This window comes from Capnocytophaga sp. CM59, assembly GCF_000293175.1.
In the GTDB taxonomy this organism is placed as follows: Bacteria; Bacteroidota; Bacteroidia; order Flavobacteriales; family Flavobacteriaceae; genus Capnocytophaga; species Capnocytophaga granulosa.
Map to the genome: position 1 here is coordinate 57623 of NZ_ALNN01000003.1, position 24581 is coordinate 82203.

General features: G+C 41.8%; 30 protein-coding genes. 18 read left to right on the plus strand and 12 right to left on the minus strand.

The genetic code is table 11. The features are described 5' to 3' along the window. The first annotated feature begins 186 nt into the window (after window positions 1-186). Complete coding sequence (gene rpoB / locus HMPREF1154_RS00530) at window positions 187-3996, plus strand: DNA-directed RNA polymerase subunit beta (protein ID WP_009640538.1); 3810 nt, start codon at window positions 187-189, stop codon at window positions 3994-3996. A 93-nt stretch (window positions 3997-4089) separates the two neighbouring features. Then, complete coding sequence (locus HMPREF1154_RS00535; RefSeq protein WP_009640619.1) at window positions 4090-4926, plus strand: phosphatase PAP2 family protein; 837 nt, start codon at window positions 4090-4092, stop codon at window positions 4924-4926. On the opposite strand, the gene HMPREF1154_RS00540 is transcribed toward HMPREF1154_RS00535, so the two are convergent. From HMPREF1154_RS00540 to HMPREF1154_RS00560, 5 genes are all read right to left on the minus strand, one after another. Further along, window positions 4923-6287: a TolC family protein gene (locus HMPREF1154_RS00540; protein ID WP_009640601.1), complete on the minus strand. Its 1365-nt coding sequence runs from the start codon at window positions 6285-6287 to the stop codon at window positions 4923-4925. The two genes, HMPREF1154_RS00535 and HMPREF1154_RS00540, sit on opposite strands and share 4 nt — an antisense overlap. 124 nt (window positions 6288-6411) lie before the next feature. After that, window positions 6412-7032 (minus strand): TetR/AcrR family transcriptional regulator, encoded by a 621-nt coding sequence (locus HMPREF1154_RS00545; RefSeq protein WP_009640600.1) that lies wholly within the window; start codon window positions 7030-7032, stop codon window positions 6412-6414. 351 nt (window positions 7033-7383) lie between these two features. Then, entirely contained in the window at window positions 7384-7794 is a 411-nt protein-coding gene (locus HMPREF1154_RS00550; RefSeq protein WP_009640537.1) for a helix-turn-helix domain-containing protein, read from the minus strand. A 222-nt stretch (window positions 7795-8016) separates the two neighbouring features. Then, window positions 8017-9348: an alginate export family protein gene (locus tag HMPREF1154_RS00555; RefSeq protein WP_009640590.1), complete on the minus strand. Its 1332-nt coding sequence runs from the start codon at window positions 9346-9348 to the stop codon at window positions 8017-8019. Between the two features lie 64 nt (window positions 9349-9412). Next, the gene (locus tag HMPREF1154_RS00560; protein WP_009640527.1) at window positions 9413-9811 is read right to left on the minus strand and encodes a carboxypeptidase-like regulatory domain-containing protein; all 399 of its coding nucleotides are present in this window, start codon (window positions 9809-9811) and stop codon (window positions 9413-9415) included. Window positions 9812-10054: 243 nt separating this feature from the next. Here HMPREF1154_RS00560 and HMPREF1154_RS00565 point away from each other — a divergent pair, with 243 nt between their 5' ends. The 13 genes from HMPREF1154_RS00565 (at window position 10055) to HMPREF1154_RS00620 (ending at window position 17937) form a co-directional block, all read left to right on the plus strand. Further along, window positions 10055-10675, plus strand: a complete 621-nt coding sequence (locus HMPREF1154_RS00565) for a hypothetical protein (protein ID WP_009640580.1) — start codon at window positions 10055-10057, stop codon at window positions 10673-10675. 178 nt (window positions 10676-10853) lie between these two features. Continuing rightward, window positions 10854-11063 carry a hypothetical protein gene (locus HMPREF1154_RS13645; protein ID WP_232211945.1) on the plus strand — a complete coding sequence of 70 codons (210 nt, stop codon included), beginning with the start codon at window positions 10854-10856 and terminating at the stop codon, window positions 11061-11063. 2 nt (window positions 11064-11065) lie between these two features. After that, on the plus strand, window positions 11066-11410 hold the full coding sequence (locus HMPREF1154_RS13650) for a hypothetical protein (RefSeq protein ID WP_009640649.1): 345 nt from the start codon (window positions 11066-11068) through the stop codon (window positions 11408-11410). Window positions 11411-11467: 57 nt separating this feature from the next. Further along, window positions 11468-12568, plus strand: coding sequence for a major capsid protein (locus HMPREF1154_RS00575; RefSeq protein WP_232211946.1), 1101 nt, complete (start codon window positions 11468-11470; stop codon window positions 12566-12568). 67 nt (window positions 12569-12635) lie between these two features. Then, the gene (locus HMPREF1154_RS00580; RefSeq protein WP_034566562.1) at window positions 12636-12956 is read left to right on the plus strand and encodes a DUF6706 family protein; all 321 of its coding nucleotides are present in this window, start codon (window positions 12636-12638) and stop codon (window positions 12954-12956) included. A 1-nt stretch (window position 12957) separates the two neighbouring features. Further along, complete coding sequence (locus tag HMPREF1154_RS00585; protein ID WP_009640585.1) at window positions 12958-13311, plus strand: hypothetical protein; 354 nt, start codon at window positions 12958-12960, stop codon at window positions 13309-13311. 28 nt (window positions 13312-13339) lie between these two features. Further along, window positions 13340-13771, plus strand: a complete 432-nt coding sequence (locus tag HMPREF1154_RS00590; protein WP_009640545.1) for a hypothetical protein — start codon at window positions 13340-13342, stop codon at window positions 13769-13771. A 71-nt stretch (window positions 13772-13842) separates the two neighbouring features. Beyond that, window positions 13843-14331, plus strand: coding sequence for a glycoside hydrolase family 73 protein (locus HMPREF1154_RS00595; protein ID WP_009640609.1), 489 nt, complete (start codon window positions 13843-13845; stop codon window positions 14329-14331). A gap of 10 nt (window positions 14332-14341) precedes the next feature. After that, window positions 14342-14839, plus strand: coding sequence for a hypothetical protein (locus tag HMPREF1154_RS00600; protein ID WP_009640583.1), 498 nt, complete (start codon window positions 14342-14344; stop codon window positions 14837-14839). A 130-nt stretch (window positions 14840-14969) separates the two neighbouring features. Next, window positions 14970-15890: a DUF6263 family protein gene (locus HMPREF1154_RS00605; RefSeq protein WP_232211947.1), complete on the plus strand. Its 921-nt coding sequence runs from the start codon at window positions 14970-14972 to the stop codon at window positions 15888-15890. A gap of 90 nt (window positions 15891-15980) precedes the next feature. After that, window positions 15981-16970: an AAA family ATPase gene (locus HMPREF1154_RS00610; protein ID WP_009640612.1), complete on the plus strand. Its 990-nt coding sequence runs from the start codon at window positions 15981-15983 to the stop codon at window positions 16968-16970. A gap of 230 nt (window positions 16971-17200) precedes the next feature. Beyond that, on the plus strand, window positions 17201-17518 hold the full coding sequence (locus tag HMPREF1154_RS00615) for a YtxH domain-containing protein (RefSeq protein ID WP_009640522.1): 318 nt from the start codon (window positions 17201-17203) through the stop codon (window positions 17516-17518). 32 nt (window positions 17519-17550) lie between these two features. Then, window positions 17551-17937, plus strand: coding sequence for a hypothetical protein (locus HMPREF1154_RS00620; protein ID WP_034566564.1), 387 nt, complete (start codon window positions 17551-17553; stop codon window positions 17935-17937). Between the two features lie 122 nt (window positions 17938-18059). Here HMPREF1154_RS00620 and HMPREF1154_RS00625 read toward each other — a convergent pair whose 3' ends face one another. From HMPREF1154_RS00625 to HMPREF1154_RS00655, 7 genes are all read right to left on the minus strand, one after another. Beyond that, window positions 18060-18311, minus strand: a complete 252-nt coding sequence (locus HMPREF1154_RS00625; RefSeq protein ID WP_009640582.1) for a GlsB/YeaQ/YmgE family stress response membrane protein — start codon at window positions 18309-18311, stop codon at window positions 18060-18062. Window positions 18312-18598: 287 nt separating this feature from the next. Further along, the gene (locus tag HMPREF1154_RS00630) at window positions 18599-19288 is read right to left on the minus strand and encodes an RloB family protein (protein ID WP_009640633.1); all 690 of its coding nucleotides are present in this window, start codon (window positions 19286-19288) and stop codon (window positions 18599-18601) included. 3 nt (window positions 19289-19291) lie between these two features. Continuing rightward, the gene (locus HMPREF1154_RS00635; RefSeq protein WP_009640569.1) at window positions 19292-20566 is read right to left on the minus strand and encodes an AAA family ATPase; all 1275 of its coding nucleotides are present in this window, start codon (window positions 20564-20566) and stop codon (window positions 19292-19294) included. A gap of 108 nt (window positions 20567-20674) precedes the next feature. Then, window positions 20675-21625 (minus strand): YihY/virulence factor BrkB family protein, encoded by a 951-nt coding sequence (locus HMPREF1154_RS00640; RefSeq protein ID WP_009640647.1) that lies wholly within the window; start codon window positions 21623-21625, stop codon window positions 20675-20677. 84 nt (window positions 21626-21709) lie between these two features. Then, window positions 21710-21901, minus strand: coding sequence for a hypothetical protein (locus tag HMPREF1154_RS00645; protein ID WP_009640574.1), 192 nt, complete (start codon window positions 21899-21901; stop codon window positions 21710-21712). Window positions 21902-22231: 330 nt separating this feature from the next. Further along, a complete protein-coding gene (locus tag HMPREF1154_RS00650; protein WP_009640646.1) occupies window positions 22232-22729 on the minus strand; it encodes a hypothetical protein in 498 nt (165 codons plus the stop codon). Window position 22730: 1 nt separating this feature from the next. Continuing rightward, window positions 22731-23156, minus strand: coding sequence for a bacteriophage CI repressor protein (locus HMPREF1154_RS00655; RefSeq protein WP_009640578.1), 426 nt, complete (start codon window positions 23154-23156; stop codon window positions 22731-22733). 351 nt (window positions 23157-23507) lie between these two features. Between HMPREF1154_RS00655 and HMPREF1154_RS00660 the strand changes: the two genes are divergently transcribed. Genes HMPREF1154_RS00660 through HMPREF1154_RS00670 form a run of 3 tightly spaced genes read left to right on the plus strand, consistent with a single transcriptional unit; the run spans window position 23508 to window position 24575 of the window. Next, window positions 23508-23753, plus strand: a complete 246-nt coding sequence (locus tag HMPREF1154_RS00660) for a hypothetical protein (protein WP_034566565.1) — start codon at window positions 23508-23510, stop codon at window positions 23751-23753. Continuing rightward, on the plus strand, window positions 23746-24012 hold the full coding sequence (locus tag HMPREF1154_RS00665; RefSeq protein ID WP_009640640.1) for a hypothetical protein: 267 nt from the start codon (window positions 23746-23748) through the stop codon (window positions 24010-24012). Before HMPREF1154_RS00660 ends, HMPREF1154_RS00665 begins: the two co-directional genes overlap by 8 nt. Next, window positions 24009-24575, plus strand: a complete 567-nt coding sequence (locus tag HMPREF1154_RS00670) for an antA/AntB antirepressor family protein (protein WP_009640595.1) — start codon at window positions 24009-24011, stop codon at window positions 24573-24575. The genes HMPREF1154_RS00665 and HMPREF1154_RS00670 overlap by 4 nt, the downstream gene beginning before the upstream one ends. Window positions 24576-24581: the final 6 nt, after the last annotated feature.

Consider the following 24581-nt stretch of genomic DNA (forward strand, 5'->3'; position numbering starts at 1 on the left):
GTAAATAACAAATAAAATTTTTAAATTTGCCCCCTTGAAAGAAGTATGCACTGTATAACGAAATAACTTATTGAAAACCAGCTCTTGGAGGGAAACTTTTAGAGGGCTGGGCTTTGTTATGTAGTGTGTATTTACTTAAATGGCTGCAATGCAAGCCATTACCATTAACCATTTATATTATAATAGATGCTTACGAACCAACCTGCCAGAATTAATTTTGCTTCCACTAAGCATGTGCCTGACTATCCTGACTTTTTGGATATCCAAATAAAGTCGTTTCAGGACTTTTTCCAGATGGAGACCAAGTCGGATGCACGAAGCAATGAAGGGCTGTACAGTACCTTCAAGGAGAATTTTCCTATTACCGACACACGGAATCAGTTTGTCCTTGAGTTCCTTGACTACTTCATAGATCCGCCTCGCTATTCGGTAGAGGAGTGTATACAGCGTGGTCTTACCTATAGCGTACCGCTAAAGGCTCGTCTAAAGCTTTTCTGTACAGATCCTGAACATGAGGACTTTGAGACCATAGTGCAGGATGTATATTTGGGAACTATTCCTTATATGACCACCAGTGGTACCTTTGTGATCAATGGGGCAGAGCGTGTGATTGTCTCTCAGCTACACCGCTCTCCAGGGGTATTCTTTGGACAATCCTACCATGCGAATGGGACTAAGCTCTATTCAGCACGTATTATCCCCTTCAAAGGTTCGTGGATAGAGTTCACTACGGACATCAACAATGTGATGTACGCCTATATAGACCGTAAGAAAAAACTTCCTGTAACCACCCTTTTCCGTGCAATTGGTTTTGAGCGCGATAAGGATATCTTGGAGATATTTGATTTGGCAGAAGAGGTAAAAGTCTCTAAGACAGGACTTAAGAAATATTTGGGTCGCCGCTTGGCAGCTCGTGTGCTCAACACTTGGCATGAGGACTTCGTAGATGAGGACACAGGAGAAGTGGTATCCATAGAACGTAACGAAATAATCCTTGACCGTGATACGGTTTTGGAAAAAGAACATATAGATGAGATTGTAGAAGCGAATGTAAAGACCATTCTCCTACACAAGGAAGATGAGCATACAGCTGATTACAATATCATCCACAACACTTTGCAGAAGGACCCTACCAACTCCGAAAAGGAAGCAGTGGAACACATCTATCGCCAATTGCGTAATGCGGAACCGCCCGATGAGGAGACCGCTCGCGATATCATAGATAAGCTTTTCTTCTCCGACCAGCGTTACAACTTGGGCGATGTAGGGCGTTACCGTATGAACAAGAAATTGTCCTTGGATATACCTATGGAAAAACAGGTACTTACCAAGGAAGATATCATCACAATTGTAAAATACCTTATAGAGCTGATTAATTCTAAAGCGGAGGTAGATGATATAGACCACTTGTCCAATCGTAGGGTACGTACAGTAGGGGAGCAGCTTTCAGCACAGTTTGGCGTGGGACTTTCTCGTATGGCACGTACCATACGTGAGCGTATGAATGTACGTGATAATGAGGTATTTACTCCGCTGGATTTGATCAATGCAAAGACACTTTCTTCAGTGATTAACTCCTTCTTTGGAACCAGCCAGCTGTCCCAATTCATGGACCAGACCAATCCGCTAGCCGAAATCACGCACAAGCGTAGGTTATCAGCCCTTGGGCCTGGAGGTCTATCGAGAGAGCGTGCAGGCTTTGAGGTACGTGACGTACACTATACCCACTATGGTCGTCTTTGTCCTATTGAGACTCCAGAAGGGCCAAACATCGGGCTTATCTCCTCATTGGCTGTATATGCGAAGGTCAACTCTATGGGATTCATAGAAACTCCTTACCGCAAGGTAGAAAACGGAAAGATAAAGCTCAATGAGCTTATCTATATGAGTGCAGAAGAAGAGGAAGGACTTAAGATTCCTCAGGCCAATATCCATGTAGATGATCAAGGAAATATCCTTGATGAGCGCTTGGTTGTAAAAGAAGACGGGGATTTCCCTGTTGTCTCTCGCGAAGAAGTAGATTATATAGACGTGGCTCCGAACCAGATTGCCTCTATTTCGGCTTCGCTAATTCCTTTCTTGGAGCACGATGACGCGAACCGTGCGCTGATGGGTTCCAACATGATGCGCCAGGCAGTACCACTTTTGCGCCCTGAAGCACCTATCGTAGGTACAGGCTTGGAACAACGTGTGGCTACCGACTCCCGTGTGCTTATGAATGCTGAAAGAGAAGGTACAGTAGAGTATGTAGATGCCAATAAGATCGTTATCCGCTACGATAGAACCGAAGACGAAATCTTGGTTTCTTTTGATAGTGAGCTCACCACTTATGACCTTATCAAGTTCCGCCGTACTAACCAAGGTACTTGTATCAACCTAAAACCAATTGTTCGCAAGGGAGATAGGGTGAAAAAGGGACAGGTACTCTGTGAGGGGTATGCTACCCAAAATGGAGAATTGGCCTTGGGTCGCAATATGAAAGTAGCCTTTATGCCATGGAAGGGATATAACTTTGAGGATGCAATTGTAATCTCCGAACGTGTGATTCGTGAAGATATTTTCACTTCTATCCATATAGACGAATATACTCTTGATGTACGTGATACTAAGCTTGGGGTTGAGGAGCTTACCAACGATATTCCTAACGTATCAGAAGATGCTACCAAAGACCTTGATGAAAATGGTATAGTACGTATTGGGGCTAATATCAAGCCAGGGGATATCCTCATCGGTAAGGTAACCCCTAAGGGAGAGAGTGATCCTACACCAGAAGAAAAGCTACTTCGTGCGATCTTCGGGGATAAGGCAGGAGACGTAAAAGATGCCTCTTTAAAAGCCTCTCCATCACTAGAAGGGGTAGTTATCGGCAAGAAACTTTTTGCTCGTGCGGTGAAAACCAAACAAAAACGCAGCAAGGAGAAGGACGAAGCCGCCGCCCTTGATGCTGCTTTCGTGGCTAAGGCAGAAGAGCTTAAAGACCGCTTACTAGAGAAACTCTTCTACTTGGTCAATGGTAAAACTTCCCAAGGGGTATTCAATGACCTAGGGGAAGAAATCATACCAAAGGGAAGAAAACATACCCAAAAGGGACTCAAAGAGATAGAAGACTATACACACCTTGTATCAGGAGGTTGGACAACGGATGATCATACCAATGAACTGATCAATGATCTTATCCACAACTATAAGATTAAGCTCAATGACCTACAAGGAATGCTCCGACGTGAGAAATTTACCCTATCGGTAGGGGACGAACTTCCTGCTGGTATTATGAAATTGGCTAAGATATACATTGCCAAGAAGCGTAAGCTCAAGGTAGGGGATAAGATGGCAGGACGTCACGGAAACAAGGGTATCGTAGCTCGTATTGTACGTGATGAAGATATGCCTTTCTTGGAAGACGGAACACCGGTAGATATCGTACTTAACCCACTTGGGGTGCCTTCGCGTATGAACATTGGGCAGATATATGAAACCGTACTTGGTTGGGCAGGGCAGAAACTCGGCTTGAAGTTTGCCACTCCGATCTTTGACGGGGCTTCTTTGGAACAAATCACCGAATATACAGAGAAAGCAGGAGTACCTGCCTTCGGACATACTTACCTATATGATGGAGGTACAGGTGAGCGTTTCGACCAGAAAGCGACCGTTGGGGTAATCTATATGATTAAGCTCGGCCACATGATCGATGATAAGATGCACGCACGTTCCATAGGACCATACTCACTTATCACACAACAGCCATTGGGTGGTAAAGCCCAGTTTGGTGGTCAGCGTTTTGGAGAGATGGAGGTATGGGCATTGGAGGCTTATGGAGCTTCTAGCACCTTGCGTGAAATCTTGACTGTGAAGTCCGATGACGTAATCGGTCGTGCACGCACCTATGAGGCCATTGTTCATGGTGATACCATGCCTGAACCAGGCTTGCCAGAGTCCTTCAATGTGCTTATGCACGAGCTTAAAGGATTGGGCTTGGATATAAGATTAGAAGACTAAGATAGGGCAGATAGCTATTTGCCCCTACAGAAATTCCAAACTACTGAGCATTCAATAGTTTGGAATTTTCTTTTAAACCAAAAATAAAAAAACATGAGATATATATGGATATTTGTCGTATTGTGCTTTTTGGGTGATGAAATACAGGCACAAGAGGTGGTGCAAGATACCATAATACATAGTGAAATAGTCCAAGATACCATAGTCCGTGGCGAAATGGTGCAAGATACGCTATACAGAGGACATATTCCTGTCCGTCGTTCCTATATACGGCCGTGGTCGCTGGTGATTCCTGCTGCCCTGATAGCCAGAGGTGCTTTGTCCATAGATTCGCGATTTGACCACAAATTGCAGCGCTATGTAACCGATAATGTAAAGGGGAAGTTACGGATAGATGACCACTTACAATATTTGCCCATAGCGGGGGTATTTGCTTTGCCCAATTTGGGTATGGAGCCCGCACACAATCTCAAGGAGCGATTGCTCATTGGGGCGACCGCTTATGCAATGACAGCTGTTTTTGTCAATTCTATGAAATACTCTGTAAGGCAGCTTAGACCCGATAATAGTGCACATAATTCGTTTCCTTCGGGGCATACCGCTACAGTCTTTACAGGAGTGGAGATGCTCTACCAAGAGTATAAGCACAGCCAGCCTTGGGTCGGGATTACGGGCTATGTGGTGGCCACAGGGGTAGGGCTATTGCGCATCTATAACAATCGGCACTGGGCATCGGATGTGGTGGCGGGTGCGGGTATCGGCATTCTCTCCACGAAACTCTCCTATTTGCTTTTTCCCTATACCTCCAAGCTCTTACAGAGTAAAAAAGAGAGGATAGCGGGTGAGGCTTCCTCTCTGCATGTGCTGGCTTTCCCTACCTACGATGCTAAGATGCAGGGTGTAGGGATGGGAGTAGTCGTTTCTTTTTAATTCTTTAAGACGTCCAAATTTCCTTGAGCTTTGAGCAGACCAATCTCTGCTAATTTGTAAGAAAGGAGTGCATTGGTATAGTTGTTTTTAGCGTCAGAAAGGGCGCGTTCGGACTCCAATAGGTCGGTAAGGGAAGCCAGTCCCTGTTGGTAGTTATTTTGAGTATTGGAGAGTACCTCTTGGGCGAGCTTTACGTTATCTTCTTGGGTTTGTATGGTTAGCAGGTTGTTAGCCAATTGGGTTTGTGCGTTTTCTTGAGCCAAGTCCATAGCCAATCGCGTATCCTTTAGGGTAGCATCAATAGCCTCAATCTCTATGAGGGCCTGTTGTACTTTGGCACGGTTGCCCAGACCAGTGAAGATAGGAATGTTAAGCCCTAAGCTAATGGCAGAATAATTTCCCCAATATACTTTGTCTTTCTTTCCATAGAAGATAGGAGCTTTAGGTCCCATGCCGAGGTAGCCATAAGTGGCTTGTAGGGCGAGGGACGGATAGAGTCCACCACGGGTAGCCTTGGCGCTTAGCGTAAGGAGTTCCTTTTGTTTTTCAAGGGCTTTAATTTCCACACGGTTGGAAGCATCTCCTTTTTCAAAAGCTAAGCGATAATCCGCTTTGAAGGCGTCTTTAGGCAGAGAAATAGGCTCGGTGATGGGCATACCCATGAGATACTTGAGTGCATGCTTAGCTAAGTCAAATCCGCTAGAGGCTTGTTGCTTGGCCGACTTGAGGTTGTTTAGCGCTACAGTCACGCGGTCAAGGTCTATTTTCTTGGCCAAACCTGCCTTGAAAGAGCCTTCTACTACTTGGGCAGTTTTTTCAGTGAGGGCGAGGTTTTCTTCTATATTTTGCAAGGCTTGTTGTCCCTGATATACCTGCCAATAAGCCTGAGCTACTTTCTCAATAATTTCGTTTTGGGTGAGTTGTTCGTTGATAAGGTAGAACTCGCGGGTGGTACGAGCCGCCTTAAGGCCGATGAATACCGCTTGGTTGAAGATTACCTGAGTGAGCTTCACCTCGGCTGTAGAAGACCATTTTTGACCCATTTCCATTTTTATGGGATCGTCGGGCAGCGCTCCAGGGGGCATACCTGGCATAGCGAAGGTACTGGGATCTATATAAGTGGCTTGGAGCTTAGGGTTATAGGTCAAAGAACCAGAAGCAGCGATGGTAGGCAGCGCATTGGCACGAGCCTCTTGGATTTTGTATTCACTTTTTTTGATTTCTAAGCGTGCTTTTTGGGCATCAGCCTTGCTCTTGAGGGCATAATCAATAGCCTGAGCGAGGGTGAGTTCGCTGGTCTGCTGCGCCCAAAGAGCAGTAGTGGCGCAAAGAGCGAGTATTGAGATAAAAATACGAACCATTTTTTTTAATTGTTAATTGTCAATTGTTAATTATTAATTCTTACAGCGTTTGAGGATTATAAGGTTTTTAGCTTGATAGTTGCTGGCATCTGACCACTAATCACTGATTACTAACCACTAACCACTAATTACTGATCAGTGACTCTTTATTTTTTTTGAGTGTTTTTTCGAGTTCTTGAAGGCCTTTTTCATTGACGATGATTCTAAAGAAATATTCCATAAGGGTATATATGGTATCCCAAAAAGGAAATTCTCTATCATCAAAAGTGTCACTGAAAGTACGCAGACGCTGTACACTGCTGTAGAAGACTTTATAAAAAGATACATTAATATCCTTTCTGAAAAGGCCTTCTTCCCAGCCTTTTTCAAGCAATTTGTCAATGAAGAGCGCATCAGTCTTGGTGAACTCCGTCTCCATACGCTCATAGGTTTTGGGAAAATATTTCTTGAGTTCCCAGATAGGTTTGGTACTACTGAGATCGAATAAACTTTGGACTTCTTTCTGGTTGCGAAATACATTTTCGATAACGGATCCCTCTCCTAGGACGAATTTGTCTACTTGGCAGCAACTCATTTCCAAGGCATAATCTAGGGTAGCCTCTACCAGTTCGTTTTTGGAGGCGAACTGCTCATAAAGGGTTTTCTTGGAGATACCAAGGCTATTGGCCAAGTCGTCCATAGTAAAGCTCTTAAAGCCATACTGCATGAAATAGGTGAGTGCCTTTTGAGTAATAGAATGCTTCATCTTTTTAAGTGAATAGTGAGAAATGAACAGTGAAAAGCGCTTGCAAATGCACTATCACTATTTACTTTTCGTTTTTACTTAATTCGGGGGCAAAGGTAAAACAAAAAAACTTAATAAACAAAAAAAGTTTCCAAGTTTTTTAATTAGTGACAAGTTCTATAGTTCTAAATTATTAATGCAAATCAATAATTAAAATGTTAATCACTAACTTTCTAAGACGCAATAAATTGCGTCTCTACGCATGCGCAGGCTAAGACAACTCCTGATGAGCGTAGTCCTTTGTAGAGACGCAATTTATTGCGTCTTAACAAATAGGACTATACAATCATTTTCTACTATTGATTGGTATTACTAACAACTGACCACTGAAATCAATTTTTTGAATTCGGGGTTGTACTTGACTTCGTTGCGGTATTGTTGTAAGAGCCTATATACGGAGGGGGCGGAGCGTTGTAGTACATTGGCGATTTGCTCTACGGAGAAGCCCTCTTGGCTAGCCAAAGCCGCCAAAAGCAGTCGGGCATAGACCCACTTGGCAGCACGCTTTTGAAGGACAATCTCCTCAAGGGAGAGTCCCGTGGCCTTGTGTACCTGCGTGAGTATACGCGTCAGTGCAGCAGCATCGGGGAGCCGCTTCTTCTTGGTATAAGGGGTATTGTAGGTGAGCCTACCCCCTAAGGCCAACATAGAGGCATAGAGATTTTCTAATAATAGCTTGTCGCCCGTAAGGAGGACTTCTTCAGGTAGAGAAATGAGAAACATCTGTTTAATGATTAATGACCAATGACTAGTGACCAATGACTAGTGATTAGTTGCTAATAATGAGTTGCAAAATTACAACAATAAAGCAGAAAAGTCAAGAGATTTAACAGTGATTAGTGGTTAGAAGTTGGTAGGCAGAAAAAAAGACTATCTTGAGAAAATTTTCTCAAGATAGTCTTTTAGTTACGAGGAAGTAACTTAAAACTAAAAACTCAAAACTTATTAAAATTTCGCGGAGAATAGTTTAGGATTGATGTTAAGGCTGCACCATAGCCAATCCTGTTGTTTGCGTACGTTTCTAAGACTACGTAACGATTTGTAACTATCTGAAGGGATAAATAGTGAGTAGCCTGCTTGTAGAGATACATATTGCTGTATCTTATGGGTATAAACTAAATCGCCTTCTACACCTAAGTGGCGAGTTTTGTTGTCTTCGCTACCGAGTATTTTACCCGCAGAGCGGAAATAGTGTCCAATAGCGGAGAGGCTTCCCTTATCGGAAGTTTTAAGGTTAAGGTTTAAGTAAGGGTTCAAAAGACCTACACTTGGGCTATAGCTTACGTAGAAGTGATCCATAAAGCCGTAGAACTTGTGGTTGGTACCAGAGAAAGGATTGAAAGCCTTGTCTTTGTTAGAGCTGCTATTGGTATCATTCCCACTAAGGTAGTCAAGACCAAGGGTAGCGGAGAAGGCAGGAGTAAATTGGTAACCTACTAGAGCGGCCAATAAGAACGCTTCTTTGTCCTTACCTGCTGCATTTTTACCAGTTTGTAGGTATCCTTCAGCACCATAGCGTAGCGCATCGGACTTACCGCGGTAGTGGAAACCAATAGTTTGCATGTTGTAATCGATGTCGTTATTGGAGCTATTACGTTGTCCAAGGTTGGCTACTAGGACAGACACACCTTGGGTAGGGGTGATGTTGTAATGGGCATGCACTGCTTCCAAGTGTTGGTAAGGTTGTGTGCCAGGAGCTATGTAGAAGAACTGTCCTTTAGGGTTATTGACGTTTCCTTTGACATTGGAAGCATTTCCGTCCAAATAGTTTTGGTTAAAGGCAAAGAAAGAACGAAGGGAGAGTTTGTCGTTTTTCCAATTGATGTTGATAGCGTCGTGAGCACGTCCAGCAGGGTGCCAATCAAGAGAACCGAAGATACGGTCTTCGTCAAGAACAATCATCTGTCGGCCTATCTTGGCATTGATATCCTTGTAGATAGGTAAGGCAGCGTAGGCCTCAAAGATAGAGAGTCCTCCAGTACGGTCATTGAGTTGTACTTGAGGTGCTTGTCCCCAGATGTTGACATTCTGGAAAGAGAGGAAAAGCTGCAATTGGTCACCATGACGATAGTCAAAGTTGATTCGCGTACGGTTATTGACCAAGATGGCAGGTTTTTCTCCCTCTTGTAGAGGTACATAAGCACCGTTTCGGTATTCGAAACGAGGGCGGAGCTGGGCAGAGAGCGTAAAGGTGTTCTCTGGAGTTTCTTCCTCTTGAGCTTGTACTACAGAGGGAAGTGCTGCCAAGAATAAGGCAGATAAGATGACTTTTTTCATGTGTTTTATTTATTATTAACAGTTGTCTGTGTTCAGGGCTCAGTTGTTAGTCACTAGTTGCAAATCACTTTTTAGTGAGCGTAAAATCAAGCATTTTAAGGGGTGCTTGCTCTGGATCATTGCTATTTTCCTTGAAGGCAGTTTGCTCAGAGGAGACATACCCCTTGGCAGTTGCCTGTAGCAAGTAGCTCTGTTTCACGTCTAGGACGACCGTATAAGTGCCATATTGGTCACAAGAATAGGTGTTTTCCTGACCTGTGGTGAGATTCTTTAGCAAGATAATCGCCTCTGGGATAATTGTATGTGTCTTGGCATCAATCACAGTGCCTGACACCTTATAGGTCTGTTGTAGGGATACGGTTAGTAGCGGCTGCGTTGTTTTGTTGGGCAACACAGCGGCTGCATAGCAGGCAAGGCTGCATAAAAACAAGGCTATTATATAGCTAATAGATGAATTTTTCATAACATGTAATTTATTATTATTTCGCTCAAAAGTACAAAAAAAATAGAAAAGATAGAAGGGAAATATGCCAATTGTGTTTTATTTAACAATTAACACTTTTAAACACAAATAAAGCATAAATACTTAACATAGTTTTTTATTGTATAAATTATTACTTCTCATAGGGTGAATGCTTGACTTTGGGTTCAAAAATGTTGTACTTTTGCAACGTCAAACAAATAAAAAGAAATAATGTCAAACATCATGAATCAAGAAGAAATTCTCGGATTGCTTACTGAAAAATTCCCCCAAGTAAGCCCAGCACATCTCACTCCTTTGGCTAGTTCCTTAGCGGCACAGAACCCCGATAGTCATCAGGGGCAGGCACTGGTAGCCAAGCTAACATTGGAGCAGATTAAGGACTTTGTCCCTCAGGAAGCGCTCACCACAGAAGCCTTTGCCCATCTAGCATCAGCGGCACTGACACCCTCTTTGGAACAGCTCATACAGGAGCGTGTAGCGCGAGAGGTAGAGACCCTTGAGCAGCGCCTAAGCAAGTTCGAAACTGCGCAACGCCAACAGCAGCGTTACAGTCAGCTACAGGAGGTGCTCAGTGGCTGTGAAGACCAGGGGTTCCGCCAGCAGAGCCTTAGGGACTTTAAGCGAATGCAGTTTGCCTCGGCAGATGATTTTGCTCAGTATTTACAACAAAAACAACAAGATGTACAACAAACCAACCAGCTGTTGGCCAATCGCAATCTTTCTTTACAACACCCCCCTCATTATGCCAAGGATCCCCAAAAAGCAGGCGTGTCCTCCTCCGTGGCTACCTTTATCCAATTACAACAAGGAGAAAGTATAGCCTTTAAGGGAAAAGAAGTCTAACAGATAGTGACAAATGACAAGTGACAAATGACAAGTGACAAATGACTAATGACAAGTGACAAATGACAAATGACAAATGACAAGTGACAAATGACAAATGACAAGTGACAAATGACAAATGACTAATAATAATGACAAATCATTAACAATTAACAATTAATAATTAACAATTAAAAAAATGATTCATATCACACCAGCGGTTCCGACATCGGGACTTTTTATGCACACTTTGGCCGACCTCACAGGCGGCGTAACTATAGCTTCTACTTTCTTGGGTGGGGCTTACCTATATGCAGGGACACCCATAGGCAAGGGAAGCGACGGCTGTTATGAGGTGGAGAAAATCGCCTATACACTCTATGTAACCCTACGGCGTCCAAGGAGCTGAAGGTGGCCAAGGGGCACCACTTTTTGGCAGGAGACTATATAGCGGCAGATATAGCTGATGGACAGCGGATTGCTGCCGTTAATAAGCAACATGCCGAGTATGATACCCTGACCTTGGAACAGGCCTTTGCTGTGGATATTCCTAAGGATACGCCCCTTTTTGCCAGCGAAGGTCATAACAAAATCCCTAAGGTAGCACCCGTGGCCTTGATTGCCCATACGACACTTGTCCCTCGCGAAGGTGACCTATACTGCGCCGCTTGGCTCATAGGAGTAGTCAAGGAAGAGCGTTCCCAACCCATAGCCAAAACACTCAGAGAACAACTCAAGCTGATAAGCTTTATTTAGTGACTAGTGACAAGTGACTAATGACAAGAGACTCAAAACTTAAAACTCAAAACTTATATGATAAATTCTTCTCTTATGGTGGGTCTTAATCAGGCCGACTTGCAAGCTGTTGTAAATAGTTACAACCTCGAACAGTATTATTATCCTACTTTGTTTCCTCTTAGGGAAACCTCTACGCTCTCTTGGCGTATGCTGGAGGCACAATCGGGTCTTAGGGTAGCGGCCGATATAGTGGCACGTGGGGCATCGGTGCCTGCCAAGGTGCGTAAGAACTTGGCCAAGCTCCAAGGGGATATTCCTAAGCTCTCCATAGCACGGGAGAAAAATGAGGACGAGCTTACCGAATATGACTTGATGGTAGCCATGTCGGCTCAAAACCCCGATATGCTCTCCTTGGTGCAGTTCTGGGCAGATGATACCAAATACTGCTGGCATGGAATCGCCGCCCGTGCCGAATGGATTGCCTTGCGACAAATCTCCTTGGGGAAATTTTCCTTGGATCAAGAAAACAACTTTTCTGTTGTCAGCCAATATGAGATGGACTACCAAATTCCTAAGGAACAGAAGATAGGGGTAGAGGCCTCTTACAACGGTACAGCAGGTAAGCCCCTAACCAAGGACTTACCTAGGGCGATACGCTTAGGACAACAAAAGCATGGGGTGAGCTATAAGTATGCTTTTATGAATGTGGATACCTTCCTCAAATTGGCCTCCCAAGAGGAAGTAGGCAAGCGCTGTCTGCCCTATGCCGTAGGGGCGTCCCCTGCCGATGCACCTGACCTTAGTACAGTCAATGCTTATTTGGCTAAGCATGCCGAAACCTATCGTGGGCTACAGATCATCGTGATAGACCAAGAAATCACTTTGCAGGCGGCCTCTGGAGAACACAAGACCCAGAATCCTTTTGAAGATGATGTAATTCTCTTCTCCGAGAGTAAGGTCTTGGGCAACACCTATTGGAAAACGCCTATAGATATGAAGATGCCTTCCTCCAATGCGCTCAGGGCACTTCATGGGCATACCCTCATTAAGAAGTATTCCCAAGAATCACCCGTGAAGGAAATCACCGAAGGGGTTGCTAACCTCTTTCCAGCGTGGAACTTGGCTGCACGCTCTCTGCTTATGCAGGTAAATAATACGACTTGGAATAAAAACTAATATAATGACAAGTGACTAATGACAAGTGACAAGTGACTAACAACTAATCACTAACAACTAACAACTGATGACTAATCTAGAATACTTGACCCTGAGCCTATCTCCTATGGGGATAGAGCCACAGACCATAGAGTTGCTCCTGAAGAAGGGGCAACTCTCCCCCGCGGGGGACTTGGAGATAGTGCGCTGTGATAGGGCGATCTATTGTTATTTTTCGCTTATACTAGCCTCTACCTCTTATAAGCGTACCGAAGGTGCTTTCTCACAGAGCTGGGACTTGCAGGCCATAGAGGCTTACTATACTGCCCTATGCTACGAACTGGGAGAGAAAAATGTGCTCTTCCCTTCCCACGCGCCCAAACTAAGAAGTAGAGCAGAAATATGGTAACATGAAGTATCCCCATTATCTTTTTGTGATGACCACAACAGCCTCGCAGCGGCGTGCTGATGGTACTTGGACGGAGACGACCATGGTGCCTGTGCTTCTTTGTCGCTGTAGAGAGGAGGTCAATAGCAAGGGGCAGGAAGTACCCTTGGCCAATAGCCTCTATCACCATGTCCAAAAGGGCAATGCTTCGTTTCACCGATTTGCCTCGGTTATCTACTTTCCCCAAGGGGTAGCGCGTCTGCCCGTGGGTGCACAAATACTTGTGAGCGATGACCCCGAAGGCAAAGAGGTACGACTTATGGGCAGTGTCCAAAAGTGCGACATCGGACAATTCCATTCCCGATTGTGGGTGTGATAAACAAAGACTTAATACGTAACTGAATATGCTAACCTTTGATGTAGAAACCCATTTGTATCAGCTACTTACCCAATATGATATCAAAAACCGTTTGGGACTTACCGGAGATATCTACTTAGGCAATGATCGTCCACAGGATTCCTATAAGGAAGATATTGTCCTGCAATGCCTTGAGTGTCAGTTTTCCAAGGATAGGGAACCGACCGTACAAGAGCGAGCCACTACAGGTGTGGCGCAAATCCTCGTCTATGTGCCTGATGTATACGTGTATAAGGGGGTACAGGGCACCCAGTATATCTCGGCTCGGTATCGCCTGCGGTTTATAGCCTCGGAGGTCATCACAGCCATTCGTGCCTCTTGGCAAGGCGCCAAGCCGCACCTGATGATCCTCAAGCAAAGCCTTACACCACTACCCGAAATACACCAACATGTAGCGACAATTGTAGTGGGAATTTAAAAAAAGGTAAAAGGTAAAAAATAAAAAAGTAAAAGGTAAAAAATAAAAAAGTAAAAGGTAAAAAGTAAAAAATGAATACTTTCAAAGAAAAATATCTCCCGTATGCCATGGAGAGTGAGCGAAAGACGGGAATTTCAGCAATTTTTATACTCGCTCAAGCAGCCTTGGAAACAGGTTGGGGGAAGTATGCCCCTGGCAATATGTTTTTTGGCATAAAGGCCTCTGCTACCACACCTCCAGAAAAGCGGCAACTCTTAAGAACCCAAGAGGTGCTGCCGGCAGTGCCTCAGATAGAGGATTTCCCTGAAATTATAAGTGTGAGAAGAGCTGCCAATGGCCAGTATTACTGCCAGGTACGCGATTGGTTCCGCAAGTATAACAGCCCAGAAGAGTCCTTTACCGACCATGCTCGCCTGCTAAGTCAGCACCCTCGCTACCAAAAGGCAATGCGCTACAAGAGCGACCCATATCGCTTGGCTGAGGAGATTGCCGCCGCAGGCTATGCCACTGATCCCAAGTATGCCTACAAACTCAAAATAATCATTGACCAACTTTCTTAACCCCTTATTTATGAGACTTATATGTTTTTTTGCCTTGCTCCTGCTCTTTGCAGCTTGCAAGACCACACACCGAGATACCCAAAGCACTGCACAAATTCAGCAGCACGATAGCCTTGTCCAATATAGTCAAGAGAGACGAAACCAAACGCTTACCCTTGACCAATGGCAAGAGATGGAATGGGATATGGACATAGGCGGCATAGCACCCCCTACCGACACGCTCTCGCCCTTTCCCGCGCTTGCTACCTTTACGGAGGTTAAGCAGGGTAAAGCACATAAGGTGGTCATGCGCGCCCCGCATCTCTCTCTAAAAATCAAGCGAGCAACCCAACAGCAAGCCCAAGACCAACAGCAAATCCAGCAGGTGCATCAGCAGCAACACCAAAAGCTATACCAGCACCATTTTCAGCAGCAGGAACAAGAGACTCCCCAACAGCTTTGGTGGAAACTCTTTTGGGTGGTACTTGCAGTAGTGATGGCGACAATAATAGCGAAGCGTGAAAAATAAAGCCAGCGAATACTTGGGGCTGGATATGTTGATGAAAAGTGAGTTGTCATTTGTCATTATTTCACTATCTTTGCCCCTATAACCATAAGCATTGGATAATCTTATTCGTTGCTTTGTTATCTCATTGATTATGAAATATTTATTATTATTTGTACCCTTTTTAGGCTGGTCTCAAGCAGTGGATTTGAGTCTTGACTTGAAGCCTAAACAAGCCTATAGGCTTACAGTAGTTACGGAAGTATCGTCCAAGCAGCGGGTGGACAACTTGGACGTAGCAGCCAAGGCGGTCAGTACCACACGCCTGAGCTTTACCCCTGGCAAGGAAGACAAGCAAATCTATCCTGTAACCTTGCGCTATGAAGAGGCTACTTTGCAAATGGAAACCCAAGTACAAGGTAAGAACATGCCCTTGGAGAAAATTCCAGAATATACCAACGAAGCAGCTAAGGAACTTTGCAATCAGCCATTCAAAGGGGAGCTAAGCGTAAAGGGGAAGTTTGTAAAATTAGACCCTGTAAAACCGCTTATGGAACGCGCTATGAAGCAGTTGGAGAAAAAGCATGCCAAGGAAAACCCCTTGACTCCCTTCGAGCGCCAACAGGTACAAGCACAATTGGAAGCGGCTTTTGCCGAGACTACACTACAGTCCAACCTCTCCAATGTGCTCTCTGTCTTGCCTCGCCAAAGGGTAGCGGTAGGGGAGCAGTGGGAGATTACCTCTTTCCTTTCCAAGGAGATGAATGTAAATGTAAAAACCCAATATACCTTACAGGAGGTAACCCCTGAGCATATCTATATCCGAGGGAAAGCAGTGATGGCTACCAATCACGAGAAGGTAATCCTCCAGCAAGGGCAATATGTATTCTTTACCATGAATGGTCAAACCGATATAGAGATATGGCTTGAGCCTGCTACCAAATGGATCAAAAAAGCCACTGCCAAGCAAACCCTCTCTGGAGAAACCGAAGTAGAAGGCGATCTCTCTCACCAAAAAGGAAAGGTAATTCCCTTTGAGAGCCAGTCAAGTATAGAAGTGAAGAGTGAAAAGTGAAAAGAGAAATTCACTTTCTTTTAACGCGCTAATCAAGAAAAAAATAATAATTTAGCGTCTTGAAACGATATGTAAGAAAATTACAAAATTATGAGTGTTGATATCAGTCAAATCAATGAAAAAATAGAGCGCGAAAGTGTATTTGTAGAAACCCTTACGGCAGAGATGTCCAAGGTCATCATAGGCCAACGCCATATGGTGGATGCCTTGCTCATTGGTCTCTTAGGTCAGGGGCATATTCTTTTGGAAGGGGTGCCAGGGTTGGCTAAAACCCTCTCTATCAATACCCTTGCCAAGGCGGTACATGGTTCTTTCAGCCGTATACAATTCACCCCCGATTTGCTTCCTGCCGATGTGATCGGTACGATGACCTACAATATTAAACAGAACGAATTTGCTATCAAGAAGGGGCCTGTTTTTGCCAATTTTGTCTTGGCCGACGAAATCAACCGTGCACCTGCCAAAGTGCAATCAGCCTTACTCGAAGCCATGCAGGAGAAGCAAGTAACTATAGGAGATACGACTTTTTCTCTAGACAAGCCTTTCCTTGTGATGGCCACTCAGAATCCTGTGGAGCAGGAAGGTACTTACCCTCTGCCTGAGGCACAAGTGGATAGGTTTATGCTCAAGGTGGTCATAGACTATCCTAAGCTGCAAGAAGAACAGCAGATCATGCACAACAACCTCAAGGGCACACAACCTTCTGTGAATCAGGTGGTGACCTTGGAGCAGATCCTACACGCCCAGCAGGTGGCCTATGAGGTATATATGGACGAGAAGATAGAGAAGTATATCCTTGATATTATCTTCGCTACCCGTTATCCTGAAAAATACCAGTTGGCTGAACTTAGTCCGCTGATACAGTTTGGCGCTTCGCCTCGTGGTAGTATCAGCTTGGCGGTAGCGGCCAAGTGTCATGCTTTCATACACCATCGTGGGTATGTGATTCCAGAGGATGTACGTTCGGTAATCTTTGATGTATTACGTCACCGTATCGGAATTACCTATGAGGCGGAAGCTGAAAACATCACCTCTGTAGAGATTATCAATAAGATTATCAATACAGTGGAAGTTCCTTAGAAAATAAAAAGTAAAAGATAAGAACTAATAAGCTATACCCAAGCGCTATGATCTCTTGGCTATCTGTGTGGAAAGTAAAAGGTGATATTTATAGATATCTCAGTCTAAAATTTTATTTTTTGTATCTTTTTACGACAAAAATGATTTAAAATTTGTTTTTATCGTTTTTAATTCGTAACTTTGCATTGTATTAGAATTTAAAAAGAGATATAAATTAAATTTTTTAAATTATGTCAAAGATAGCAAACACATTATTAGGACTAGCAGCTGGATCAGCTGTAGGAGTAGGTTTGGGTATTCTTTTTGCCCCAGACAAAGGAAAAAACACACGTAAAAAAATTAAAGATTCTGTAAGCGATAAAGTTGATGAATTGAAAGAACAACTAGAAAGTCTTACCAAGAATTTGCGTCAAAAATCATTGGAGATAAAAGGATCTTTGGAAGAAAAGATAGACAATCTTTTATCAGAATCGAACTATAAATCTGAAGACCTAATTAGTCTATTAGAAGAAAAATTGGCTTCTATTAAAAAAGAGGCTAAAAAATAACTTAACATTAATCATTTTTAAATTTTTTAATCATGAAAAAAATTTTCACTTTAGTTACTTTGATTTGTTTATCAATAGTAGCTTTTTCATCCATTTCTTGTAGCAAGAAAGATGACCCAGCAGACAATGACCTTTTTGTAGGAACCTACAAAGGTAGTATTTCTTACTTAAAAGGGAATGAGAAAAAATCTTTTGACAATGGTTCTGTAACAGTTGTTAAAGCAGGGAATGATTATTATTTCCGTTTTTCAGATGGAATTGAAGACCTAAAAGGAGTTAGCTTCAAAAAAGAAGGAGATAACAATTTAGTAAACGTTGATTTTCAAGATGGTCTAAAAATAATTAGAATAACGGCATCTTCATTGTACATTCTGTATACTACAGATGGAAAGACTTGGACTGCTAACGCAAAAAGGTAATTCTAAGAAAACGTCTACGGAAAAGCCCTGAAATATTTTATTTCGGGGCTTTTCACTTATCAGATGGGAGAATTTTAAAAAATAAAAGAGCAGATACTAAAATATCTGCTCTTCATTGCTTATTATTTCTTTTTAAATATCAAATTTATCAAGAATAAAATAACAATAGCTCCAATAGCTCCTGTCAAGATAGCACCAATCCAACCTTCTCCAAGTGAGATGTTAAACACACTCCCTAAAAGCCAAGACCCGACGCCGCTTCCAAGAATACCCACAATGATATTCCCAATAAGACCTAATCCACTACCTTTGTAGATAGTTCCTCCTAGCCATCCAGCGATGGCTCCAATAATAAGTGTTGCGATAATACCCATAATTATTAATATTAAATTAGAGTACAAAGATAGGAATTATTTTTTAGATAAACATTTATTTTTTAATAGACAAAAAACGCAAGCATTATAGGGTTAGTGTTTGTGGGGTATTGGATTGGTTTTATTAGTCTTATAGCAAGGTCTTTGTATATACAGAGATCATCTTTGTCCTCTTTTAGAAAAAATATTGAATACCCTCCCGTTTTCCAAAGTTAATGGATATATAACTAAATAGTCACCTCAACAAATGAAAAGCGTTATCTGCATCAACTTGCGAAATTGAGTCATTAAGAAGAGAGTCTCTCCACGAGTTGGTATATATTGGTAAGGGGATCTTGGTCAGCATAGGCGCGTTTTTCTTGTAGGGAGTATAGTTTCCTAGCGCGCGCGATGGCTTTTGCCCGTATAGCTCGTTCGTCCTCTTCCAATCGGTTGTAGAGCAGCTTATAGAAATCCGCTTTCTTTCCTTCTTCTGGATCTATCTGTAGTGTCTCATTCAGGGCAGAGGCATAATCCTCTTGAGGATCTCCATAGTGCAGCCATACCCATAGGTCAAAGCTATCATTGCTATAGACAAGCTTGTACCCCAGAGCATTTGCTTTTTTGGCAGCTGCTTCTAGATTATTTGCCTCGGAGGGGGCAGCATCACACACACACCACACTTCATCAAAGTCATAGTGCATTTCCTTGACTACCTCCTGAGCATAGAGCACCGTTTGCAAAGGAGTGCACTGCTCACCGCTTAGGCCTACCACCACCAGAGAGGTAAGGGGGAAATGCTTAAAATAGTAGGTTTCTGCCTGCTCTTGACATACTACCAAAATAGTTTTATGCAGGGTTCTTTTCTCCGTATATTCATAAGTATCCTTCACCAATTCCCATGCGGGGGTAATAGCAGGGGAGACGGTTTGTCGGGTATATCGGGAGGCTTTGATAGCCTTGGTTTGTTTGGGGTTTGTTTTTCTTCTTTTAGCCATGGTTTAATTTTCAAAAAGTTCATTAAAATCACCTACTATAGGAGTAGCTCCATACTTGCCATGCAAGTAATCACGTTCATAGGTATCGCCTTTAACCCCAGCTATTTCAGCTAAGGCATATAAGTGGCTACTACCTTCTTTGTCTTTCTCTACAAAAGAAATCTGGTCGCGCCTTAGCAGGTTGTCCAAAAGTAGTTGGGTATTATTGGTAGTCAAGACAAATTGGCTTTGCTCATTGGCTGAGCTGTTGAATAAGGCTACGAGTTTTTTAGCCAGTAGAGGGTGTAGCAGAGCGTCAAATTGGTCTATGATGAGGATTTTCTTTTCATAGAAAGCATCATATAGGTAGGCAGCGTACTCAAAAAGTCGTTGGGTACCTTCGGATTCGAATTCCTCAAAGGCGAAGAGAGAAAGCGGAATCTTGTCCTCATCTACCCCGCCGCGCAATTTCTTAGCCGAAAGCAATACGGAGCGCTTCTTAGGGGCTTCCATGTTTTCAGAAGGTTCGTTGTTGAGTTCCAAAAAGCCCAATTTCTCCACTGAAGTATCGCCACGCTTGAGTACCTCCAGCATAAAAGACTTCTTCTGAGGGATACGCAAGGCCTCTCTCGCATAAGCGGCCATAGTAGCATCGCCCAAACCGCTGAGAATCTTGATCTGATTGAAGCCCTCAATGATACTCTTTGAGATTTTGGCAAAAGGAAAGGAGGCCAGCATCTTAAGGAAAAGGCTTGTAGGGAATAGAAACTCCTTACTGCCGTCCTCCTGTTGTGCTAACCCCATGTATATGTCACCTTCCTTGAAGAAGTTTTCATTCAGATAGCTTATCCCCTTCTGTTCGCGGATAAAGTAGCAAGTTTCTTTTTTGCCTTTCCTCTCATAGAGCCATTCGGAGCATATAGCCTTGTCGCTTGCTTGGAAGCCATAGCGATATTTGTTCTCATCTATCCAAAAAATCATTTGGAAGAAGGAAGGCTGTTCCATGGTGTCGGCGCTGAGCCTAAAGCTATTGATGCGCTCTAGTACCTTTTCATCCTTGACCGATTGGGAGATGATTTTCAGAAAGACAGACAAGGCTTTTATCAAGTTGCTCTTTCCGCTGGCATTAGCGCCATAGAGAACTTTTGATTTCAGAAACGATTCTTTCAGGTGAGCAAAAGTATTTGTGCCCTCTAAAGCCTTATCTTTTTTAGAGGTTAGTTTGGCCTTCGTCAGGCTTAGTGTTTGTATTTCCTTGAAAGAACGGAAGTTACCAAAGCTAAAGTCTTGTATAATCATTTTATCTTAAAAATTGTGGATTTTTCGCAAAGATAGAAAAAAAAAGGAATATAAAAAGATATTTAAGGGACTTTAACGCTATGGTAATTAGTAGTTAGTGGTTCGTTGTTAGTGGTTGGTATCAATGACTTTCTGTTCTTCACTTTTTGATGAAAGATGAAGTTTCATCAGGGAGGCATTTAGTTCGAAGCCCAAAAGGAGAATGGTAGCATTGAGCCATATATATAGTAGGAAGATCAGCAGTGCCCCTATGGAGCCATAGAGTTGGTTGTATTGAGCAAAGTTTTCTATATAGATTCCAAAACCATAGGTCGTAAGAATAAAAAGCACTAAGGTAAGGAAAGAACCTGCAGAGAAAAAGCGCATACCTTTCTGGGGCGAACCAAAATGGAAGAGAATAGAAACCGAGAGATAGGTGATGAAAATAAAGAATATTTTCTTGACCAAAGGGAAGAAATACGGATTGCCCTCAAAGAACTCAAAGATACGCATTCCCCTGATGTACTCAAAGGCAAGCCAGAAGATTACCGAAAAAAGTATCAGTACCACCAGTAGCATGGCCACTCCCATGGAGATAAAGTATTGCCTTACTACTCCACGGGTATTCACCACGTGATAGGAGTACTCAAAGCCTCCAAAAACGGCATTGATTCCGTTGGTAGTGAGAAAGATAGAAAGTATAAAAACGGTAGAGAGCAAGCCTGCACGCTTTTTGCCTGCGATGTCCATGAAGATGTCTTCAAAAAAATGATGCGTGCCAGGAGGGAGTAGATTGTCTAAGAATGCCCAAAAATCCTGTTGGAAGTCATTGATAGGAATATAAGGAATTAGGTTCAAGACCACCAAGAGGAAGGGGAAAATCGCAACAAAGAAGCTGTAGGAAATAGCACTTGCTCTATAGGTAAGCGCCCCCCTTACAATCCCAATGGTATAGAGTTCCAAAAGGTCATATAAGGAAAATTGTTGTCCCTTGCCCAGTGGGATACGCTTTAGCAAAGCCACTAGCTTGTTCAGTAAGGGAACACGGTCAATGAGCTTCTTTGTAGTGGAGTTCATCATATTATAAATGGTTTAGTATAGATACACGAAAGCCCTTACAGAGGAGTGACCCCTGTAAGAGTAGGCTTTTGCAATAGAGATATTTTAGGCAGCTTGCTCTTGTTTTTGCTGTTTTTTAGCTGCACGACTTTCCTTAAAGCGTTCGATAGCAGCACCAAATACCCAGTAAGGTACTACATAGGAAAGCAAGAAAATCATAAGCCAAAATCCCATAGTAGCAATACCTAAAAAGGCCAAAAAGCCTAAATATTCTTGAAAAGTAAAATCTACTTGCATGTTGTTGTTTTTTTCTTGTGCAAAGTTACGATGTTTTTTTGAGATAAAAAAATTAATTTGACAATTTATTAATCCCTAAAAGAGAACCCATGAAGTATTCACTTTACAAAAAAAACTCCTTATAAGCTACAACTTATAAGGAGTTCTGGGTGGAGTATGGGGCTCGAACCCACGACCTTCGGAACCACAATTTAAACCACACTAAAATAATAATTGATAATCAAGTAATTATTATTTTACTACTTATCAAATCTCCAATAAAAATACTCGGTTATATACTCGGTTTATAGCTAAAAATATAGTGCAAATCAATCATTTGCACTATATTTTTTATTGTTCAACTATTTTATACAATTTTACTTTTATCTTATCCTTTACCACATCATTGAGAATATATTTCTTGCTTTTATTAAGAGTGAAAAGTTCATGGTTAGCTTTGCATATATACTTTGAGGTATCCGTTTTCTCAGCGTCCCAAGTTTTACTTTCCAATAGTTCAGTGATAATATCATTATCTAAATCAGAATATCTAAAACAAAAACTAATTTTCTTTCTTTGGGTATCTCCCATTAGATCATATTTGTAATACCACTTATTGATAGTTCCTGTATATAGAGGTTTGTCCTTATAAAGAATCTCAAAAACGAAAATAGTGTTATTTAAACTCATTATCCTATCAAAATCCTTGTTATCTAAGCTTTCTCCTAATATATTAGCCTTATTATTAGCAATAAAATCTATCTCATCAGGAGTTAGTTCAACTTTTTTTAATTGACTATAGCTAAAAGCACTAAATAGTAGTGCTGCAAGAAATATTATTTTTTTCATCTTATTTGTTTTTTAGAATTTCTAATAATGTATTGATTTGTTCTTGGCTTGTTTTTAGTCTCTCTGTTAAATCTTTGTGTAACTCAATGATTTTAGATATATCCTCATTAGAAAAAGATATAATTACATTACCTTTATTCCCTGTTATATTATTGCCGACAACACTATTGTTAGCCTTAACATGAGAATTATCTATATTTACTTCTTTCTTAATCATTTCCCCCTCTCCTGTTTCCAACCAATTGATGTTTATAGAATATTCTTTTTCTAATCTCATTTTTATAGAATCGGATACGCCAACTCCCTTTTTTTCTCTATAAATATCACTTAAACTCCCTTGTTTTATGCCTAGAAACTCTGCAAATTCAGCCTGTGATCCAAAAGAAAGTTCTTTTTGAACCTCTTTAAGTCTTTGATTTTCAGTCATATAAAATTGTTTATAAAATAAATTAGAATTTTCTATATTTTTCTTTGTTATTTATAGAATAATCTATATATTTGCACTCAGAAATATAAGTATAAATATACTTACAATTACAAGTATAAATCAAGTTGCAAAAATAATAAAAAAATATGAAAGTCATAGCCCCAACCTTAGAAAAATTGAGTACTGAGTTTGTAAAAACTAAGAAGTATTACCACCTAAATAAAATTGGTGAGTTACAATATACAGAAACTCGCTATTATCTATTTAGTTGGCTTATATATACCTTTTGGTATAGAAATGCATGAGAGAAAAATTAATAGAAAAAATAATATCAAATTTAATTGAAATGAAATGAAAATTAGTGACACTATTACAGAAAAGATACTGACAGATAATAACTTCAGTATGGAGCTTGCTAAGAAAATAGGCATTCAGCAGGGATCGTTGTTAAGTTCTATTCGCAGGAACAGGGATAGCCGCATACTCAGACTCTGGGAAGCCGTGATGTTCTACAAAGAACAAGGCTATACCGAGGAAGAAATCTTTAGTGATTATATTGAGAGTCAGAACATTATAAAAGACATAAAAAATGAATAGGGAACAATTTTTTAAGGTTATTTTCTTCTTAAAACACGAAGATATCATAGACACAATAGAGGACATTTTTAAAGGGAAGATACCCCAAGAGGATCTTATGAAATTAAAAGAAGTCCTCCAAGAAAGATATGAGCGGTTGTATGATAAAATTCCAGCAGAAGATATTATATCACCTTATCTGTGGTTGTCTTTCATTTCACAAATGGGAATGAAAAATAGAGATATTTTATTGGAATATATAGAAAATACAGAATTATGAATGAGCTTATAAAAATCACAGAAAGGGATGGCCAAAGAGCTGTATCCGCCAGAGAACTTCACCAATTCTTAGAGGTGGGTAGGGACTTTTCCAATTGGATAAAAGGACGTATAGAAGAATATGGGTTTATAGAAAATCAGGACTATGAGGTTTTCGCCCAAATTGGCGAAAACTCCAATGGAGGCCGCCCTTCAAAAGAATATGCTCTGACCCTTGACATGGCAAAAGAACTCTCCATGGTAGAGAAAACAGAAAAAGGCAAGCAAGCGCGTAGATATTTTATTGAAATGGAAAAAATAGCCCTCCAAGGCAAACTACTTCCCTCAAATAAAAATAAAGACTTGCAGCTAGAGCTATTTGACCTTATCCGTGCCAACCTACTCAAGGGAGATTTAGTAGCTGTGGCCAAAGAATATGGCTTTAATAAGAATACAGTAAAGAGTGTTCTGTATTATAATACCTATAACCCTGAGATTGTACAGGCACTCTATCACAAAGCATTACTCAATAAAAACAAACTTCGTCACGAACTTGAAACAATGATATACGAACTCAAACGTTAAATGGAT

Coding starts and splice junctions, on each gene's coding strand:
- rpoB (WP_009640538.1), top strand. CDS start 187: ATGCTTACGAACCAACCTGCCAGAATTAATTTTGCTTCCACTAAGCAT.
- HMPREF1154_RS00535 (WP_009640619.1), top strand. CDS start 4,090: ATGAGATATATATGGATATTTGTCGTATTGTGCTTTTTGGGTGATGAA.
- HMPREF1154_RS00540 (WP_009640601.1), bottom strand. CDS start 6,287: ATGGTTCGTATTTTTATCTCAATACTCGCTCTTTGCGCCACTACTGCT.
- HMPREF1154_RS00545 (WP_009640600.1), bottom strand. CDS start 7,032: ATGAAGCATTCTATTACTCAAAAGGCACTCACCTATTTCATGCAGTAT.
- HMPREF1154_RS00550 (WP_009640537.1), bottom strand. CDS start 7,794: ATGTTTCTCATTTCTCTACCTGAAGAAGTCCTCCTTACGGGCGACAAG.
- HMPREF1154_RS00555 (WP_009640590.1), bottom strand. CDS start 9,348: ATGAAAAAAGTCATCTTATCTGCCTTATTCTTGGCAGCACTTCCCTCT.
- HMPREF1154_RS00560 (WP_009640527.1), bottom strand. CDS start 9,811: ATGAAAAATTCATCTATTAGCTATATAATAGCCTTGTTTTTATGCAGC.
- HMPREF1154_RS00565 (WP_009640580.1), top strand. CDS start 10,055: ATGAATCAAGAAGAAATTCTCGGATTGCTTACTGAAAAATTCCCCCAA.
- HMPREF1154_RS13645 (WP_232211945.1), top strand. CDS start 10,854: ATGATTCATATCACACCAGCGGTTCCGACATCGGGACTTTTTATGCAC.
- HMPREF1154_RS00575 (WP_232211946.1), top strand. CDS start 11,468: ATGATAAATTCTTCTCTTATGGTGGGTCTTAATCAGGCCGACTTGCAA.
- HMPREF1154_RS00580 (WP_034566562.1), top strand. CDS start 12,636: ATGACTAATCTAGAATACTTGACCCTGAGCCTATCTCCTATGGGGATA.
- HMPREF1154_RS00585 (WP_009640585.1), top strand. CDS start 12,958: ATGAAGTATCCCCATTATCTTTTTGTGATGACCACAACAGCCTCGCAG.
- HMPREF1154_RS00590 (WP_009640545.1), top strand. CDS start 13,340: ATGCTAACCTTTGATGTAGAAACCCATTTGTATCAGCTACTTACCCAA.
- HMPREF1154_RS00595 (WP_009640609.1), top strand. CDS start 13,843: ATGAATACTTTCAAAGAAAAATATCTCCCGTATGCCATGGAGAGTGAG.
- HMPREF1154_RS00600 (WP_009640583.1), top strand. CDS start 14,342: ATGAGACTTATATGTTTTTTTGCCTTGCTCCTGCTCTTTGCAGCTTGC.
- HMPREF1154_RS00605 (WP_232211947.1), top strand. CDS start 14,970: ATGAAATATTTATTATTATTTGTACCCTTTTTAGGCTGGTCTCAAGCA.
- HMPREF1154_RS00610 (WP_009640612.1), top strand. CDS start 15,981: ATGAGTGTTGATATCAGTCAAATCAATGAAAAAATAGAGCGCGAAAGT.
- HMPREF1154_RS00615 (WP_009640522.1), top strand. CDS start 17,201: ATGTCAAAGATAGCAAACACATTATTAGGACTAGCAGCTGGATCAGCT.
- HMPREF1154_RS00620 (WP_034566564.1), top strand. CDS start 17,551: ATGAAAAAAATTTTCACTTTAGTTACTTTGATTTGTTTATCAATAGTA.
- HMPREF1154_RS00625 (WP_009640582.1), bottom strand. CDS start 18,311: ATGGGTATTATCGCAACACTTATTATTGGAGCCATCGCTGGATGGCTA.
- HMPREF1154_RS00630 (WP_009640633.1), bottom strand. CDS start 19,288: ATGGCTAAAAGAAGAAAAACAAACCCCAAACAAACCAAGGCTATCAAA.
- HMPREF1154_RS00635 (WP_009640569.1), bottom strand. CDS start 20,566: ATGATTATACAAGACTTTAGCTTTGGTAACTTCCGTTCTTTCAAGGAA.
- HMPREF1154_RS00640 (WP_009640647.1), bottom strand. CDS start 21,625: ATGATGAACTCCACTACAAAGAAGCTCATTGACCGTGTTCCCTTACTG.
- HMPREF1154_RS00645 (WP_009640574.1), bottom strand. CDS start 21,901: ATGCAAGTAGATTTTACTTTTCAAGAATATTTAGGCTTTTTGGCCTTT.
- HMPREF1154_RS00650 (WP_009640646.1), bottom strand. CDS start 22,729: ATGAAAAAAATAATATTTCTTGCAGCACTACTATTTAGTGCTTTTAGC.
- HMPREF1154_RS00655 (WP_009640578.1), bottom strand. CDS start 23,156: ATGACTGAAAATCAAAGACTTAAAGAGGTTCAAAAAGAACTTTCTTTT.
- HMPREF1154_RS00660 (WP_034566565.1), top strand. CDS start 23,508: ATGAAAATTAGTGACACTATTACAGAAAAGATACTGACAGATAATAAC.
- HMPREF1154_RS00665 (WP_009640640.1), top strand. CDS start 23,746: ATGAATAGGGAACAATTTTTTAAGGTTATTTTCTTCTTAAAACACGAA.
- HMPREF1154_RS00670 (WP_009640595.1), top strand. CDS start 24,009: ATGAATGAGCTTATAAAAATCACAGAAAGGGATGGCCAAAGAGCTGTA.